This is a genomic window from Pedobacter sp. ASV1-7, assembly GCF_040203335.1.
Classification (GTDB): domain Bacteria; phylum Bacteroidota; class Bacteroidia; order Sphingobacteriales; family Sphingobacteriaceae; genus Pedobacter.
On the sequence record NZ_JBEHBV010000003.1, the window covers coordinates 63214 to 78277 of the forward strand.

The window sequence follows — 15064 nt, forward strand, 5'->3', positions numbered from 1 at the left end:
GATACTATTTCGCTTTATATCCAACCAATTCAGGGGTTAAAATCCTGGTAATAACAACAATTTTCAGCCCTGCTAAATGGGTCATAATTGATATTGGTTACTTGTTCCTTTTATAAAAATGGAAAGGATACCAAATATTAGTTCAAATTCCTAAAAAATTACACAAAAGATTAAATTATTAAAAATAGAGATATTACAAACACTATTAGTTATTTTATAATTAAGTTTGATTAACAAACAATAAGCAAAATATGAAAAACCATCAATCCTCTTCCCTACCTATTTTTGAACAGATTAAAGAAATAGACGAAAATGGAAATGAATTTTGGGGAGCAAGAAAACTCTCTAAAGCACTGGAATATACTGATTTCAGAAATTTCCTTGTCGTAGTAGAAAAGGCTAAAGTTGCCTGTAAAAATAGTGGGCAGGCAACAGAGGATCACCTCGTTGAGATCAACGAGGTGATCCTACTTGGAAATGGTGCAAAAAAAGAATATCCAAGTATTAAACTTTCCCGATACGCATGCTATTTAATTGTCCAGAATGCAGACCCATCAAAAGAGGTGGTGGCTCTTGGTCAAACTTATTTCGCTGTGCAAACCAGATTGCAAGAAATAAGGAAAATGGAAGAATATAGTCAATTAAGTACTGAGGATGAAAAACGAATTTTCCTACGTAAGGAACTTAAACGACATAATCTAAACCTTGCAGACGCAGCAAAGGATGCTGGCGTAATTAGTTCAAGAGACTATGCCATCTTTCAAAACCATGGATATAAAGGTTTATATGGTGGTTTCGATGCTAAGGCAATCCACACCAATAAAGGTTTAAAGAAAAGTGAAAATATTTTAGATCATATGGGCAGCACAGAGTTGGCGGCAAATCTGTTTCGCGCTACCCAGACTGAAGACAAATTGAAACGGGATCAGGTCAGAGAAAAATCAAAGGCGAATAAAACACATTTTGATGTTGGGACTAAGGTACGTCAAACGATCAAGGACATTGGTGGTACTATGCCCGAAAACTTACCTGTGGAAGAAAGTATAAAGAAACTTAATCCCAGCACAGATACAATTTACCCTCAGCAACACCCGAAACCGACTAAGTGACCGACTAAGACCGACCAAGTCACTTTGCTTTATATCCAACTAACTCTGGGGTTAAAATCCTGGCAATAACGAGTTTTTTGAAGGCTTCTCCATGCCTAGGAATAAAGAGTTAATGCGGGTATTTAAGGACTTGGATTTGGTAGAACATATGGGTTCGGGTATACCACGGATTTTAAGGTCATATGGTAAAAATTGTTTCAAATTTTCGGAGAACTTTTTAAGAATTACTTTTCCTTCTGCTGCCCCCACCACCGAACAAGTCACCGAACAAGTTACCGAACAAGTCACCGAACAAGTCATTAGTCTATTGATCTGCTTTGGGCAAGAAGCAGAATCTAGCAAAGAGCTAATGAATAGATTAGGTATAAAGCATCGTCAAACATTCCTTTATACCTATTTACAGGTTGCTTTAACATTAGGATTAATCGAAATGACCCTCCCTGACAAAACAAACAGCAGATTTCAAAAATACAAACTAACCCCTTTGGGTAGAAAATATCAGCAAGAATTACTTAATTCTTAATCCCGCCACAAAAAGGCTAAAGTTGCCTGTAAAAATATAGGGCAGCAGATAGATAACCATTTCGTTGACTTCAACGAAATGGTTATCATTGGATCAAATGCTAATCGAACTTTATTTCGCTTTATATCCAACTAACTCTGGTGTCAAAATCCTGGCAATAACAGGATCTTTGGAAATCTGATCTGCGCCAACTTGTAATGGCTGCTTGCGACTTTGTCCATCCATATCTACTGTAATCATTGGATATGCACCTGTGGCATTTAAACCTGCTATTGCCTTTTCAAGATGAAAAGTTCCGGTCGCATTTTTAACCATTTTAGGATCGAACGTTTTATAACTTCCTTCAGGCATATTACCCGCTCCTTTTGTTTGGTAAATAATATTCCCCTCCCATTTAGGATTAAGAAAAGGGCCATTGATCAAAGCGGCTTCTTCTCCACCTTGAATCACATTGTTGATAATGGTAATATCAGTAGCCCCTAATTCTACTGGTTTCCTCGGATTAAGAACAATGTTCTTTTTATTGTTAACCAATGTATTAAAAGCAATCAACACCCTATCTGGCCGATCATGGGAAGTCAACGGTGCTCCATCTGCCACTTCTGCGCCACCATTTCCGATATTAATTGCCGGGTTGCAGTTTTCGAAATAGTTGCTGTATATAAGATGATCGTCTCCAAAAATTCTTAAACCCGGTGTGTTGCTGAAATAGTTACCATACACCTTATTGAAGTTACCATGTCTTAAGGTGATATGTGCCTTGCAATCGCGCACAGTATTGTACCTAACAGTTACCGCAGAAGATTTAACAGACAACAATTCCGCTTCTCCATCACATTTTTCAAACAAATTATGTTCAAAAATGCTATTGCTGGAAGAAAGGCTAAAGCCACTTAAACCAAACTGCACTGCCTCTGCCCCATTCCCTGTCTGCGGAGAAAAGTTATAAAAGTAATTGTGATGAATCCATAACCGCTCAGCAATCTGTTTTCCTGTTCCCCGAACTCCAATAAACTTACCCATTGAATTTTTGTTCTGAAAAGTATTGTAATCCACCTGATGATCAGCTCCGTTAATAGTTAGGTAATTGCCTTCACCCGGACACTCGAAAATGTTCCTGGTCCACCGACAAAAAGCTGTTCCCCCAGCCAGATCATTCTTACCTGCCGAGTTGCTAAACTTAAAACCTCTTATAATGATATAAGCACCAGGGCTTTTAATTCCGATACCGCCAGTTCCTGAGATTTCTGTCTCCCCTATCGTTTGAGCTGCAATAGTAATCGGCTTTTCTTTAGTACCTGCACGTTTAACGATAATATCTTCAGTACTGACATAAACACCGCTTTTAAGCAAAATCACATCACCCGCAACAGCCTTTTCTATTGCTTTTTGTAACTCGGCCAAAGAAGCTACAGTAATTGTTGCAGCAGAAGTGGTTAATGAGCCTGTTAGTAATAAAAGCAGTAAAGACATACATCTAAACATTATCTTTCTTTTTCGGGTTCTATTGAAATTCATAATTGGAATAAGGTTACAAAAGCTGATGTAAGTTAGGTCTTCTTTACTTATTTAAAGTAAACTAAATACCCCTTTTTATATGTAATAACAGCAGAAATATGTGTTATATTTATTATCATGAACGAATACCTGGACATTATCTTACGGAGCCTGGCAGTTTACGCTTTTATGCTGATAGCCATTCGCTTAACTGGCAAAAAGGAGCTTTCTCAGTTAAACACAACTGATGTAGTTTTAATTTTATTGATTAGTAATGCTGTGCAGAATGCGATGGTGGGGAGTAACACCAGTTTAGCAGGTGGATTGGTTGCAGCTGCAGTATTATTCTTACTTAATTATCTGTTAAAGAAGCTGATGTTTAAAAGTGCAAAATTCAGAAACCTAATTTCTGAAAAGCCGGAAATCCTTATCCACAATGGAAATCTTGATTTCACTATGTTAAGCAAACTGGGCATCACCAATGAAGAACTTCAGCAGGCCATCAGAGAGCATGGGATAGAAAAGTATAAAGATGTAAAGCTGGCTATTATGGAAGCTGATGGAAATATCAGCATCATTAGTGGGGATGAGAACCTGAAACATAGTCAGTATAAGCGGAAGCGCAAACATAAATCATTAAGCGACCTGAACTGATCGCTCAATGATCATAAATATTATATAACTGGTTCCTGTACTACAACAACCGGTTTTGGTTTTCTAACCGTAATCAGTAAAAAGGCTCCGGCAGCAATTACATACCATCCCCATTTGTATTTTACCAAGCCGGCAGCAAAGTTTACGGCCTTTTTAAAGTGAAGGAAACCGAACGAATCATGTGCTTTAAAATATACCCCCGCAAGCGTAACTGCCACAAGTACAAGCGCTGCCCATCCGGCAAATTTTATCATGCCTGCTTTTCCGGTAAATGCTCCGATTAAACCGACAACAACCATTACATAAAAAGTAATGGCCAGCGTTTGGTCAAGATCAAAATAATTCCAGTTTCCCATAATTGGTACACGAACCAGTGGACACATTCCTCCAATAGCCATCAATACTGCACCAACAATTCCTTGCGTTCTCATGCTGATTATCCTTGTGTATTGATCCCCATTTTATCTGCGAAATGCGCACAGTAATCACGCAAATCTTCAACAATCAGGTTTTCACCTGTAGCCTTTAAGAAGCTATCGCCCATAGTCTGTAAAGTTTCGTAGAAGAACCTTTTCATTTCATCAACAGGCATGTCTTTAGTCCACAGATCTATACGCATTGAATTTTTGTAATTGTGGTCCCAAAGGGCCAACATCATTGATTTAACAGGCACTTGCTCTTTGGTTTCCGCATCTGTCGATTCCCACATTATATTTTCGGGCACATTATTATCATCCAGTTGAACTGTGATTTTGATTTCTGCTTCTTTCATTATACTACACTAGATTTTATTATAAATATTAAAATGACGATAAAAACGATTAACACGCCTTCGATTATCCAAAGCTTTTTAAGGCTCGGAACGAATCTTCTGAAAATAAGGTCGGAGATAAAAGCGATCACTGCTGTTAACAAACAAAAGCCTGCTAACAGTCCTGTTACATTAACATGGCTGTTATATCCTGACGGTTTTTTTTCCAATAGTACCAATGCAGCAACTACCAGAGATAATGCCGAAACAATATTTAGCGGGGTTAACTTTACTTTCAATTCCGTTTAGCTTTTAAAAACTACTTTTTAAACTTCTTCTTTTTCCAGGCCGGTTGTTTATTGGTTTTGTTTCTAGCTGCAGCTGCTATGGCGGCCGCATGCTTTTTCTCATGGAACGCTCCTTTAAAATCAGGATCTTCCCTACGTTTCTGATCATCTATTGCACGGGCAATGGCTTGTTTCTCCTCGTATTGAGTTTCTTCCACAAAAACTTCTGGCGGCAAAGGTACAACAGGAATTTGTTGTCTGATGAGTTTCTCTATCTTCTTAATGTAATATGTTTCTGCAGGATTACAGAAAGTCAATGCATCTCCTTTAGAATAAGCTCTTCCTGTTCTTCCAATCCTGTGCACATAATCTTCTATAACAATAGGTACATCAAAGTTAATTACATGACTCACCTCAGAAACGTCAATACCTCTTGAAGCAACATCCGTTGCCACTAAAACTCTGATATTACCTTCTTTAAAGGCATTAATGGAATTAATTCGTGTATTCTGACCCTTATTGGCGTGGATTACCCTTACTGCTTCTTCACCAAAACGACGTACAATAAAGCTGTGTATATTATCTGCAACAGTTTTAGTCTTACAGAAAATGATAAGTCGTTTAAACTCCTCATCGTTTTTCAATAGGTGCTGCAATAAATTGATCTTGGTTTTAAAGTTTGGAACTTCATACAAGGCCTGTGTCACAGTTGATGCTGGTGTAGCTTGTTCTGCAACTTCAATAACAGTTGGATTTTTAAGGAAATCTCCCGCTATCTTTTGCACAAGGTTACTCATCGTTGCCGAGAAAAGCAGGTTTTGTCTTTTGCGCGGTACAATTTCTAAAATTCTGTGAATAGAACCAATGAAGCCCATATCCATCATTTTATCGGCTTCATCCAGCACTAAAAACTTTAAATATTGGGTATTGATATGTCCTGCCAGATAAATATCAAGGAACCTACCTGGTGTAGCAATGATAATATCTACACCTGCTTTTATTTGTTCAATCTGAGTTTTAGGGCCTATACCTCCATATACTACTACTGAACGTAGATCTGTATAGGTAGAGAACATTTTTACATGTTCTGCTATCTGCATGGCCAGTTCTCTTGTTGGTGCCAAAATCAATGCACGGGCTGAATCGCCCTGAGCATATTTCAGTTGCATTAAAATTGGTAAAACGTAGGCCGCAGTTTTACCTGTGCCTGTTTGTGCAATTCCAAAAATATCTTGTCCCGACAAAACGGGTGCAATTGCTTTTTCCTGTATCGGGGTTGCAGTAGTAAATCCTGCATCCGCCACGGCGTTTAAGATTTGCCTGTTTAAATTAAATTCTTCGAAGCTTTTCGCCATTGTGCAAAAATAGACAAAATTTATTTAGTCATTTTTTATTTATGATTGGATCTGTATAGGTTTACATTAAAGCAATTGATATGAGTGAATTAATGACGTTAGTTAACCATGAATCCATCCAAAATAAAATCTTTACTATCCGCGGAAAACAAGTAATGTTAGATAGAGATTTGGCGGAGTTATATGGTGTAGAAACAAAAAGGCTTAACGAGCAGGTAAAAAGGAACACTGATAGATTTCCAGATCAATATTGTTTCAAACTAACTGAGGTCGAAAAAATAGAACTGGTCGCAAATTGCGACCGGTTCAGTACATTAAAACACGCTTCTACTTTACCTTTTGCGTTTACAGAATCAGGAGTCGCAATGCTTTCCGCACTTCTTCGTAGTAAAGTAGCTATAAGTATGAGTATACAAATCATAGATGCATTTGTTAATATGCGGAAATTTATAAGAGAAAACGCTGAAGTTTTCACTCGATTAGATCATGTTGAGCGTAACCAGATAATCTTCAGACATGAAACAGATCAAAAATTTGCCCAAATCTTCGATGCACTTCAAAATAAACAACTTGCTCCTAAACAAGGTATATTTTATGACGGACAAATATTTGATGCTTATATCTTCGTTTCCGATTTAATTAAACAGGCTAAAAGCTCCATTATATTAATCGACAACTATGTTGATGAAACAGTTCTAAACCTATTTATTAAAAGAAAAAAAGGTATACCATTACATATCTATACAAAGGAAATCAGTAATCAGTTCAAGCTGGATTTAATAAAATACAACAAGCAATATGCTCCTGTTACAGCAAAACAATTTAATAAAGCACACGACAGGTTTTTAATCTTGGATAACACCTTAGTTTATCATTTCGGTGCATCATTAAAAGACCTGGGCAATAAATGGTTTGCTTTCTCAAAAATGGAATTAAATGCATCAGATATAATCAACAGATTGAAATAAATTCTTCGCTTTACTACAACTGTAATATATAATAAGAGTTTTTTGTAGTTTTGGCAATATGAATACCATTCTGATAAAAGCTGCTTCAATAGTGAACGAGGGGCAAATTATAGTTGCCGACCTGCTCATTAAAAATGGATTAATTGAAAAAATAGCACCTCATATTGATGCTCCTGCCGATCAGGAAATCAATGCGGAAGGCTTACATCTTTTTCCGGGGATGATTGATGATCAGGTGCACTTCAGAGAGCCTGGATTAACACATAAAGCAGATATTTTTACAGAAAGTATGGCAGCCGTTGCCGGAGGGATCACCTCTTTCATGGAAATGCCAAACACTGTACCCAATACTTTAACTCAAGAACTACTGGCAGACAAGTATGCCATTGCATCAGAAATGTCATTGGCAAATTACTCCTTTTTCATGGGAGCTTCCAATAACAACCTGGATGAGGTATTGAAAACAGATCCTAAAAACGTTTGTGGTATTAAGGTATTCATGGGCTCTTCGACCGGAAATATGCTGGTTGATAATGAAAAAGTATTGGAAAACATCTTTAGAGAGGCCCCAATGCTTGTGGCTACACATTGCGAAGATGAACAGACCATACAACAGAATATGGCTGAGTATAAAGCAAAATATGGCGATAACATCACCATAGACATGCATCCATTAATCCGCAGTGCAGAGGCTTGTTATAAATCTTCTTCATTAGCTGTGGAACTGGCTAAGAAATATGATACAAGACTACATATCCTGCACATTTCAACAGCAAGGGAAGTAGCATTGTTCGACAATAAAACACCGCTTGCAGATAAAAAAATAACTGCTGAAGCTTGTGTTCATCACCTTTGGTTTGACGACCGGGATTATGCTACAAAAGGCAACTGGATCAAATGGAACCCGGCAGTAAAAACAGCATCAGATAAAGATGGCATTTTAAAGGGTTTATTGGATGGTTATATAGACATCATTGCAACGGACCATGCGCCGCATACTATTGAAGAAAAGGAACAACCTTATCTACAAGCACCTTCTGGTGGCCCATTGGTACAACATGCTTTACCTGCTTTGTTTGAAATGTATCACCAGAACAAAATATCTTTAATACAGATCGCTGAAAAGACAGCTCATAACGTGGCTACTTGCTTTAACATCGACAGGAGAGGTTTTATCAGAGAAGGTTATTGGGCAGATCTTGTACTTGTAAACCTAAATGATCCTTTTAAAGTAACACGGACTAACGTATTGTACAAATGTGGGTGGTCGCCCTTTGAAGGACAAACTTTCCAGGCTGAAGTTACCCATACTTTTGTTTCTGGAAACCTGGCTTATCAAAAAGGACGTTTCACAACGCAAGAAACCGGACAAAGGCTTTCATTTAACCCCTAATGAATACCGCATACCTGCCTAAGCTAAAGCAGTTCATTTTGCTTTTCGTCTTATCGGCATTGGTATATGCTATTGGCTTCAACAGCAATTGGGTAGAGCAATATTATGCGCAGGGATTATACAGATTCACTTCTGTTTTACAGCGGTTTATCAGCAGTATCGTTCCATTTGCTCTGGGTGATTTCCTGTATTTATTGCTCATCCTATTTGTACTTAGAAGTCTGTATTTATTTTATAAAAAGGTAGTTAAAAAGAGGTTAAAAAGAACAGATCGTATCAATATACCCTTACAGGTTATTAATTTCTTTTTGATACTGTATTTGACATTTAAACTATTGTGGGGACTAAATTATTCGCGGTTACCAATAGCGAAACAACTTCATATTAGCGATGAAAAATATACTACTGCACAATTGGTTTCCCTTGGACAATACTTCATTAATCGTCTAAACCAATTTCAACACGTTAAAAGGGTAAATTATAGCATTCAGGAACTCCGTCAAAAAGCCAAAGTTGCTTATGATGGGATGCAGCAGAAAAATGCATTCTTTACTTATAAAAGCCCTTCAGTTAAACCAGTACTAAACAGCTGGATAATCACTAAAATTGGTATTGAGGGATATTACAGTCCGCTTTCCGGCGAGGCAAATGTTAACATGCGCTTACCAGGAACATCATTACCTTTTATAACTTGCCATGAAATAGCGCATCAGTTGGGTATTGCCAGAGAAGATGAAGCCAACTTGGTTGGTTACCTGGTGGGTAGCAATAGCAGCGATCCTCTTTTCCAATACTCAGCGACATACGAAGTATTTAAAAACATCATCTTTGAAATTAAAATGAAATCGCCGGAGGATTATGAAAAGCTTTACAATACTATAAACCCGGTTACCATAAATGACTTAAAAGTTGACAGAAATTTCTGGAAAATTTACAACAGCAATATGTTTGCTTATATGGATGTGGCTTTTGATCGGTTTTTAAAATTAAACAACCAATCTAAAGGCACTGATAGTTATCAGGATATTGTATTGTGGTTGTATAATATCCATAAGGCAGAGCTCGATATTCCTTAAAGGAATTACTGGCTATAGCTTCTCTATTTCTTCTATAGATAGTTTAGTGAATTTTGAAATTTTATCAACAGGAAATTTGTCCTTCTTCATTTCACGGGCAATTTCCAAACTTCTTTGATAAATTCCTTTTTCAATTCCTTTCTCAATTCCCTGTTTCTCCCGTCTTTCCATTAATATCTCTATAACGCCCATAGGTTCTTTATTTCCTTTTAATTGTTCAACTTCTTCTTCAAACTTAATCATCATTTCCGGCTTCTCAAAACTTACGTAGTAAGTAAGAAATGCCATAATTTTATCCCGTTTCCTTTTATCCAACTTCCTTTTGATCAATTCGGCAAAACCTGGGCTGCTTATTATAGTTCATTCTATAATCACCCTATCCTACAATTAACTCATTGAAAACAAAACAAATATTTCGTAGATTATGTTATAATCTCTATATTACGGGTCAATTGAGCACAGTAAATAAAGTATCCCTTTCTGAAGAAGAACTCATTAGTAAACTGAAAAGTCGGGATACTATTGCTATACGCGCATTGTACGATATGTATTCGGCAGCGTTGTTTGGAGTAATCTCCAGGCTAGTACCCCACACAGAAGTCGCCGAAGATATTCTACAAGAAACTTTCATTAAAATATGGAACGCTGCTGACAGCTATGATAGTAGTAAAGGGCGTTTGTTTACCTGGATGATGAATATTGCACGTAACCTGGCTATCGACAAAGTGCGTTCTAAAGATTTTAGAAATTCAGAAAAAAACCAAGACATCGATAATAACGTAGATTTCATTGATGCACAAAAAGAAATTACCTTTAATGCAGATTTACTGGGATTGAAAGACATAGTTGATACACTAAAACCTGAATACAATAATGTATTAGATATGGTATATTTTAAAGGCTATACACATGTAGAAACTGCTGAAGAATTGAACTTACCTTTGGGTACCGTGAAAACACGCCTCAGAATGGCAATTTTAGAGCTTAGAAAGTATTTTAATTAAATTGGAAGAACTAAAAACATATATTGAATCCGGCATACTTGAGCTTTACGTTCTAGGGCAGTTAAATGCAATAGAACAAGCGGAAGTAGAAGATATGGCAGCAAAACACCCTGAAATAAAACAGGAGATTGAAGCTATTGAAATTGCTATGGAACAGTATGCACAAAAAAATGCAGTAGCTCCTAATCCCAATATTGAAAGTAAAATATTAGCGGAGATTAGTAAACCTTCTGTGCAGGATGTCGCCCCTATTATTCCATTTAATAATGCGCCTTACGAATCGAAAATAAAAACCTTACGTATTGCGCTTGCTGCATGTGCTTCTTTACTTGTTGTTAGTGGCGTTGCGCTGTATAATACACACAATGAATTAGGCAATGCTAAAGATCAAATTGCATTACTAAGCACTGAAAAAGAACAATATACTACTACAGTAAATTATATTAAGCAATCAAATGCTGATTTGCAAAAGATTGCAGATATGGTGGCCAATCCAGCCTGGAAAATTGTACAGCTTGCTGGAACAAAAATGGATCCCAATGCTAAAATGGTAGTTTATTGGGATACTTCTAAGCAAAATGTAATTGTAGATCAATCGAAAATGCAACTCCCACTAAATGATGCTGATCATCAATATCAGCTTTGGGCTCTTGTAAATGGAAAGCCTGTAGATTTAGGAGTGTTTGATGTGAAAGCTGACAGTTCACAAATTCTGATAAACATGAAAGCTATTGCAGATGCGCAAACTTTTGCTGTTACCCTGGAAAAACGTGGCGGAAGTCCAACACCAACCATGACTCAGCTCATTGTAGCGGGCAACGTTTCAATTTAAATTTCCTTATAAAATATAAAACCCCGCAGGTGATTAGAAACCTACGGGGTCATTACTATTTACCTAACTATGCTTTTTATTTGATAAATAAACTAGCTATGTTTAATACATCTGCTTTTAATAAAGGCTCGTCAAAGCTCTCTACAGCTGCCGCTTTAGTTACACCGTTTGCGATCCCTGTAATGGTTATGCCCGCCTGTGCATCGAGATTTTCACCTGCATAAACCGCATCTACTGCAGCAATACCAGTATCATTGGCAACACCCCCAGAACCAAGACTAATCCATGGCTTGATAGTCGCTCCGCGGGCAGCTCTCATAGACCGTATGTGTGCAGCGTGACGGGCTTCTACCGAATGAATTTGCAAGGCTGTAGTTAAAACAGACATCCCTTTTAATGCAGTCGCCTGACCTTTATATGCCCTTACTCCTGTATCTTCAAATGCTTGTGCTACCGCAAGGAAAGTATCATAATTTGTATATACTGTTGGAAAGGTGTTCTTTGCTGTAAAGTCGAACTGATCATAAGTAAAAGAAACCGGCGTCCCACCACTGGCAGTAATTGCACCTTTCAGTAAATCTACGTGTGCTTTTTCATGATCACGGATTGTCGTAATTGCGGTAGTTGCAGCTCCAGCCGGAATTAGACCAGGAGCTGCAAGTAAAGAATGGTTATAAAAATGATATTCCAGATATTCGAGGGTCAAAGCAAAGTTCAACACATCGATTACTCCACTTGGTGTGGTTTGTCCGTATGCTTTTGTAAACATGGAACCTAATGCCAGTGGTGCGGCAGATAAAGCAACCTTTTTCCCAAAATTAAAAAAATCTTTCATTGCTGCTCTTCTTGGGTTTAATCTCTCATAGATCTCACAGTCTACTTTTTCTATCTCTTCTAATATATTTACAATATTCATGATTTCTAAGATTTAAAGGTTAATGACATTAATTTTGGTCTTGATGTATTTTCCGGCAACAGCCAAAACTTTATCAGGCGATAAAGCCATATCCAGGCCCTGAGCATTGACCACTTCCGCATTCGCAAAACTGCCGTTCGAAATTAAATCGCGAACATAAGCTGCGTGGCGGGCTTCAACAGATACAATTTTACCAGCGGCTACCAGATAAGCATCTGTTTTAATACGAGCCCCGGCACCATTATATGCAGCAACACCTAAATCTTCAAAAGCCTTGGCTGCGTTTAAAACACTAGTACGGTCATTAAAATTTATTGTGGAGAAATCCACTTCCAGACTGCCAATTGCAGCAGTGTTCAATGCTTTTTTAAAGAACTCTCTGTGTGCGATTTCATGAAATTGAATATCCTGAAAATATGTTTTTTCGGCTGGACTGAATGTTGTAGGCGGTTTAGAAGCCACCTGAATGTAAAATGCTGCTTCAAGTTGTTCTAAAGCATACGCGTAATTTAATACGCCAAAATCATCCTTAAAATCTAATGTAACTCCCGAAGCCATCGGGCCATTGTTTCTGTCTTTTTTGCAGCCCACTGCAACTAAAGCCATAGCTGCAGCTCCTGCTCCTGCAAACTGAAGGAAAGAACGACGCTGCAATGGTGCAGTCAGCATACTTTTTTCTTGTAAATTTTCCATAGTCTTTGGTTCTAAAGTTTTATATGGAGACTTACGAAAGAAAAGTGCATCCGGTTTTCAAACATTGCAACATTCCAACAAAAAAGACACGAAACATTCCTAAATTTGCCAGACTATGGCAAAGATCTCCATTAACCTGGCAACAGGTTCCCTGCAAAAAGAAGAAATCATCGTTGGAATTGATTTAGGTACCACAAATAGTTTAGTGGCATTTATCAATCCCGATAAAAAACCTATTGTGATTAATGATACTGGGAAAGGCCTTTTGGTTCCTTCTGTAGTTCATTTCAACAAACAAGGTGATTCTATTGTAGGTACTGAAGCTAAAGAGTTTTTAACCACCGATCCTGAAAATACTATATTCTCAGTAAAGCGTTTACTGGGCCGTTCATATAAAGATGTAGCTGGTCACCAGGATACTTTTTCTTATAAAATCATTGATGATGAGAATGATTCTCTGATTAAAATAAAAGCGGGCGATAAGTTCTATACTCCCATTGAGTTATCAGCAGAGATTTTAAAAGAATTAAAAGCACGTGCAGAACATGCATTAAAGACACCTGTAAACAGGGCGGTGATTACTGTTCCTGCTTACTTTAACGACAGTCAGCGCCAGGCTACAAGAGATGCCGGCCGTTTAGCTGGATTGGATGTTTTAAGAATCGTTAACGAACCAACAGCCGCCAGTCTGGCTTATGGAATCGGTCTTGATCCTACTCAACAAAAAACAATTGCAGTATACGATCTTGGCGGTGGAACATTTGATGTTTCTATCCTTTCTATTCAAAATGGCATATTTGAAGTATTGGCAACAAATGGTAATACATTTTTGGGAGGTGACGATTTTGACCGTGCCATTGTTCATTACTGGATAGAGAAAAATAAATTAGATGTGGAAAAGCTTACTGCTGACCCATCTTTAATGCAGGAATTACGATTGAAAGCAGAAACTGCGAAACAAGCTTTAAGTACGCAGAACCTGTTTAATGAACAAATGGGTGATATCTGGTGTACATTAGATAAACAAACATTTGAACAACTTATCGCTCCAAAAGTTCAGGAAACCATTAACTCTTGCAAACAAGCACTGAGTGATGCAAAATTAACTGTGGCTGAGATTGATGAAGTAGTATTGGTTGGGGGATCAACCAGGACACCTTATGTAAAATCACAGGTAGCTGAATTCTTTGGCATTCAGCCTCATGACCAGATCAATCCTGATGAAGTAGTTGCCCTTGGTGCAGCAATTCAGGCAGATATTCTTGCCGGAAACCGTTCTGATATTCTTCTGCTTGACGTAACACCACTTTCTTTGGGTATCGAAACGATGGGGGGATTAATGGATGTGATTATCCCAAGAAATTCAAAAGTACCTACTAAGGCTGGCCGACAATACACAACTTCGGTTGATGGGCAGGTAAACATGAAAATCACAGTTTTCCAGGGAGAACGTGATTTGGTACAGGAAAACAGAAAACTTGCAGAATTTGATCTGAAAGGAATTCCGGCAATGCCGGCAGGCCTACCAAAAGTCGACATTAACTTTATCCTGAATGCCGATGGTATTCTTACAGTACAAGCAGTAGAATTACGCTCAGGTGTTAAACAGGAAATTGATATTAAACCTAGTTATGGCTTAACTGATGATACTGTTGAAAAAATGCTGGTAGACAGTATTACTCATGCTAAAAGTGATGTTGAACAACGCATGCTGATTGAAGCAAGAAGTGAGGGTGAACAACTGGTATACACTGCAGAACGCTTTATTGAAAAACATGCGACATACCTCACAGAAGCTGAAATAGCTGATACCAAAACACATATTGAAGCTTTAAAAGTAGCACTGGCAAATCCTCAAAAGGATGAAATACTTAAAAAAGCTGATGAGCTAAATGAATTCACCCGCCCATTTGCCGAAAGGGTAATGGATGTAGCAGTTTCTGCTGCTATGAAGGGAAAAAGTATAGAATAAATTACCAGGCAATAGCCCAATTGATATAGACTTA

General features: G+C 37.8%; 17 protein-coding genes and 1 pseudogene. 11 read left to right on the forward strand and 7 right to left on the reverse strand.

Annotation, left to right across the window (positions count from 1 at the left end):
• Positions 1–251 precede the first annotated feature (251 nt).
• The 3 genes and pseudogenes from dinD to ABDJ41_RS08235 all read left to right on the forward strand — a co-directional run bounded on the left by dinD (position 252) and on the right by ABDJ41_RS08235 (position 1632).
• Complete coding sequence (dinD, locus tag ABDJ41_RS08225) at positions 252–1109, forward strand: DNA damage-inducible protein D (protein ID WP_349785445.1); 858 nt, start codon at positions 252–254, stop codon at positions 1107–1109.
• A gap of 82 nt (positions 1110–1191) precedes the next feature.
• Positions 1192–1287, forward strand: a pseudogene (locus ABDJ41_RS08230) (ATP-binding protein); the annotation flags it as partial.
• Positions 1279–1632, forward strand: a complete 354-nt coding sequence (locus tag ABDJ41_RS08235; protein ID WP_349785933.1) for a Fic family protein — start codon at positions 1279–1281, stop codon at positions 1630–1632. The pseudogene ABDJ41_RS08230 and the gene ABDJ41_RS08235, both read left to right, overlap by 9 nt.
• A gap of 111 nt (positions 1633–1743) precedes the next feature.
• Here the strand turns inward: ABDJ41_RS08235 and ABDJ41_RS08240 are convergent, their stop codons facing one another.
• Positions 1744–3105 carry a polysaccharide lyase 6 family protein gene (locus ABDJ41_RS08240; RefSeq protein ID WP_349785446.1) on the reverse strand — a complete coding sequence of 454 codons (1362 nt, stop codon included), beginning with the start codon at positions 3103–3105 and terminating at the stop codon, positions 1744–1746.
• 162 nt (positions 3106–3267) lie between these two features.
• Between ABDJ41_RS08240 and ABDJ41_RS08245 the strand changes: the two genes are divergently transcribed.
• Positions 3268–3783, forward strand: a complete 516-nt coding sequence (locus ABDJ41_RS08245) for a DUF421 domain-containing protein (RefSeq protein ID WP_349785447.1) — start codon at positions 3268–3270, stop codon at positions 3781–3783.
• Between the two features lie 20 nt (positions 3784–3803).
• On the opposite strand, the gene ABDJ41_RS08250 is transcribed toward ABDJ41_RS08245, so the two are convergent.
• Positions 3804–4214, reverse strand: coding sequence for a hypothetical protein (locus ABDJ41_RS08250; protein WP_349785448.1), 411 nt, complete (start codon positions 4212–4214; stop codon positions 3804–3806).
• Between the two features lie 5 nt (positions 4215–4219).
• A complete protein-coding gene (gene gldC, locus ABDJ41_RS08255; RefSeq protein WP_316817375.1) occupies positions 4220–4555 on the reverse strand; it encodes a gliding motility protein GldC in 336 nt (111 codons plus the stop codon).
• A 33-nt stretch (positions 4556–4588) separates the two neighbouring features.
• On the opposite strand from gldC, the gene ABDJ41_RS08260 reads away from it, so the two are divergent.
• On the forward strand, positions 4589–4843 hold the full coding sequence (locus tag ABDJ41_RS08260) for a hypothetical protein (RefSeq protein ID WP_349785449.1): 255 nt from the start codon (positions 4589–4591) through the stop codon (positions 4841–4843).
• A gap of 10 nt (positions 4844–4853) precedes the next feature.
• On the opposite strand, the gene ABDJ41_RS08265 is transcribed toward ABDJ41_RS08260, so the two are convergent.
• On the reverse strand, positions 4854–6176 hold the full coding sequence (locus ABDJ41_RS08265) for a DEAD/DEAH box helicase (RefSeq protein ID WP_349785450.1): 1323 nt from the start codon (positions 6174–6176) through the stop codon (positions 4854–4856).
• 80 nt (positions 6177–6256) lie between these two features.
• Here ABDJ41_RS08265 and ABDJ41_RS08270 point away from each other — a divergent pair, with 80 nt between their 5' ends.
• From ABDJ41_RS08270 to ABDJ41_RS08280, 3 genes are read left to right on the forward strand one after another with little or no spacing between them, the layout of a single operon-like run.
• Complete coding sequence (locus ABDJ41_RS08270) at positions 6257–7144, forward strand: ORF6N domain-containing protein (RefSeq protein ID WP_349785451.1); 888 nt, start codon at positions 6257–6259, stop codon at positions 7142–7144.
• Between the two features lie 58 nt (positions 7145–7202).
• Positions 7203–8537 (forward strand): dihydroorotase, encoded by a 1335-nt coding sequence (locus tag ABDJ41_RS08275; protein WP_349785452.1) that lies wholly within the window; start codon positions 7203–7205, stop codon positions 8535–8537.
• A complete protein-coding gene (locus ABDJ41_RS08280; RefSeq protein WP_349785453.1) occupies positions 8537–9613 on the forward strand; it encodes a DUF3810 domain-containing protein in 1077 nt (358 codons plus the stop codon). The genes ABDJ41_RS08275 and ABDJ41_RS08280 overlap by 1 nt, the downstream gene beginning before the upstream one ends.
• A gap of 12 nt (positions 9614–9625) precedes the next feature.
• Here the strand turns inward: ABDJ41_RS08280 and ABDJ41_RS08285 are convergent, their stop codons facing one another.
• Positions 9626–9901: an RpnC/YadD family protein gene (locus tag ABDJ41_RS08285; RefSeq protein WP_349785455.1), complete on the reverse strand. Its 276-nt coding sequence runs from the start codon at positions 9899–9901 to the stop codon at positions 9626–9628.
• A gap of 164 nt (positions 9902–10065) precedes the next feature.
• On the opposite strand from ABDJ41_RS08285, the gene ABDJ41_RS08290 reads away from it, so the two are divergent.
• Both ABDJ41_RS08290 and ABDJ41_RS08295 read left to right on the forward strand, forming a co-directional pair.
• Positions 10066–10617 (forward strand): RNA polymerase sigma factor, encoded by a 552-nt coding sequence (locus ABDJ41_RS08290; protein ID WP_349785457.1) that lies wholly within the window; start codon positions 10066–10068, stop codon positions 10615–10617.
• Position 10618: 1 nt separating this feature from the next.
• The gene (locus ABDJ41_RS08295) at positions 10619–11449 is read left to right on the forward strand and encodes an anti-sigma factor (RefSeq protein WP_349785458.1); all 831 of its coding nucleotides are present in this window, start codon (positions 10619–10621) and stop codon (positions 11447–11449) included.
• A 76-nt stretch (positions 11450–11525) separates the two neighbouring features.
• Here the strand turns inward: ABDJ41_RS08295 and ABDJ41_RS08300 are convergent, their stop codons facing one another.
• Both ABDJ41_RS08300 and ABDJ41_RS08305 read right to left on the reverse strand, forming a co-directional pair.
• A complete protein-coding gene (locus ABDJ41_RS08300; RefSeq protein WP_349785459.1) occupies positions 11526–12365 on the reverse strand; it encodes a ferritin-like domain-containing protein in 840 nt (279 codons plus the stop codon).
• A 12-nt stretch (positions 12366–12377) separates the two neighbouring features.
• Positions 12378–13058: a ferritin-like domain-containing protein gene (locus tag ABDJ41_RS08305; protein WP_349785460.1), complete on the reverse strand. Its 681-nt coding sequence runs from the start codon at positions 13056–13058 to the stop codon at positions 12378–12380.
• A 115-nt stretch (positions 13059–13173) separates the two neighbouring features.
• Here ABDJ41_RS08305 and hscA point away from each other — a divergent pair, with 115 nt between their 5' ends.
• Positions 13174–15030, forward strand: a complete 1857-nt coding sequence (gene hscA / locus ABDJ41_RS08310; RefSeq protein WP_349785461.1) for a Fe-S protein assembly chaperone HscA — start codon at positions 13174–13176, stop codon at positions 15028–15030.
• Positions 15031–15064 lie beyond the last annotated feature (34 nt).

Coding starts and splice junctions, on each gene's coding strand:
- dinD (WP_349785445.1), top strand. CDS start 252: ATGAAAAACCATCAATCCTCTTCCCTACCTATTTTTGAACAGATTAAA.
- ABDJ41_RS08240 (WP_349785446.1), bottom strand. CDS start 3,105: ATGTCTTTACTGCTTTTATTACTAACAGGCTCATTAACCACTTCTGCT.
- ABDJ41_RS08245 (WP_349785447.1), top strand. CDS start 3,268: ATGAACGAATACCTGGACATTATCTTACGGAGCCTGGCAGTTTACGCT.
- ABDJ41_RS08250 (WP_349785448.1), bottom strand. CDS start 4,214: ATGAGAACGCAAGGAATTGTTGGTGCAGTATTGATGGCTATTGGAGGA.
- gldC (WP_316817375.1), bottom strand. CDS start 4,555: ATGAAAGAAGCAGAAATCAAAATCACAGTTCAACTGGATGATAATAAT.
- ABDJ41_RS08260 (WP_349785449.1), top strand. CDS start 4,589: ATGACGATAAAAACGATTAACACGCCTTCGATTATCCAAAGCTTTTTA.
- ABDJ41_RS08265 (WP_349785450.1), bottom strand. CDS start 6,176: ATGGCGAAAAGCTTCGAAGAATTTAATTTAAACAGGCAAATCTTAAAC.
- ABDJ41_RS08270 (WP_349785451.1), top strand. CDS start 6,257: ATGAGTGAATTAATGACGTTAGTTAACCATGAATCCATCCAAAATAAA.
- ABDJ41_RS08275 (WP_349785452.1), top strand. CDS start 7,203: ATGAATACCATTCTGATAAAAGCTGCTTCAATAGTGAACGAGGGGCAA.
- ABDJ41_RS08280 (WP_349785453.1), top strand. CDS start 8,537: ATGAATACCGCATACCTGCCTAAGCTAAAGCAGTTCATTTTGCTTTTC.
- ABDJ41_RS08285 (WP_349785455.1), bottom strand. CDS start 9,901: ATGGCATTTCTTACTTACTACGTAAGTTTTGAGAAGCCGGAAATGATG.
- ABDJ41_RS08300 (WP_349785459.1), bottom strand. CDS start 12,365: ATGAATATTGTAAATATATTAGAAGAGATAGAAAAAGTAGACTGTGAG.
- ABDJ41_RS08305 (WP_349785460.1), bottom strand. CDS start 13,058: ATGGAAAATTTACAAGAAAAAAGTATGCTGACTGCACCATTGCAGCGT.
- hscA (WP_349785461.1), top strand. CDS start 13,174: ATGGCAAAGATCTCCATTAACCTGGCAACAGGTTCCCTGCAAAAAGAA.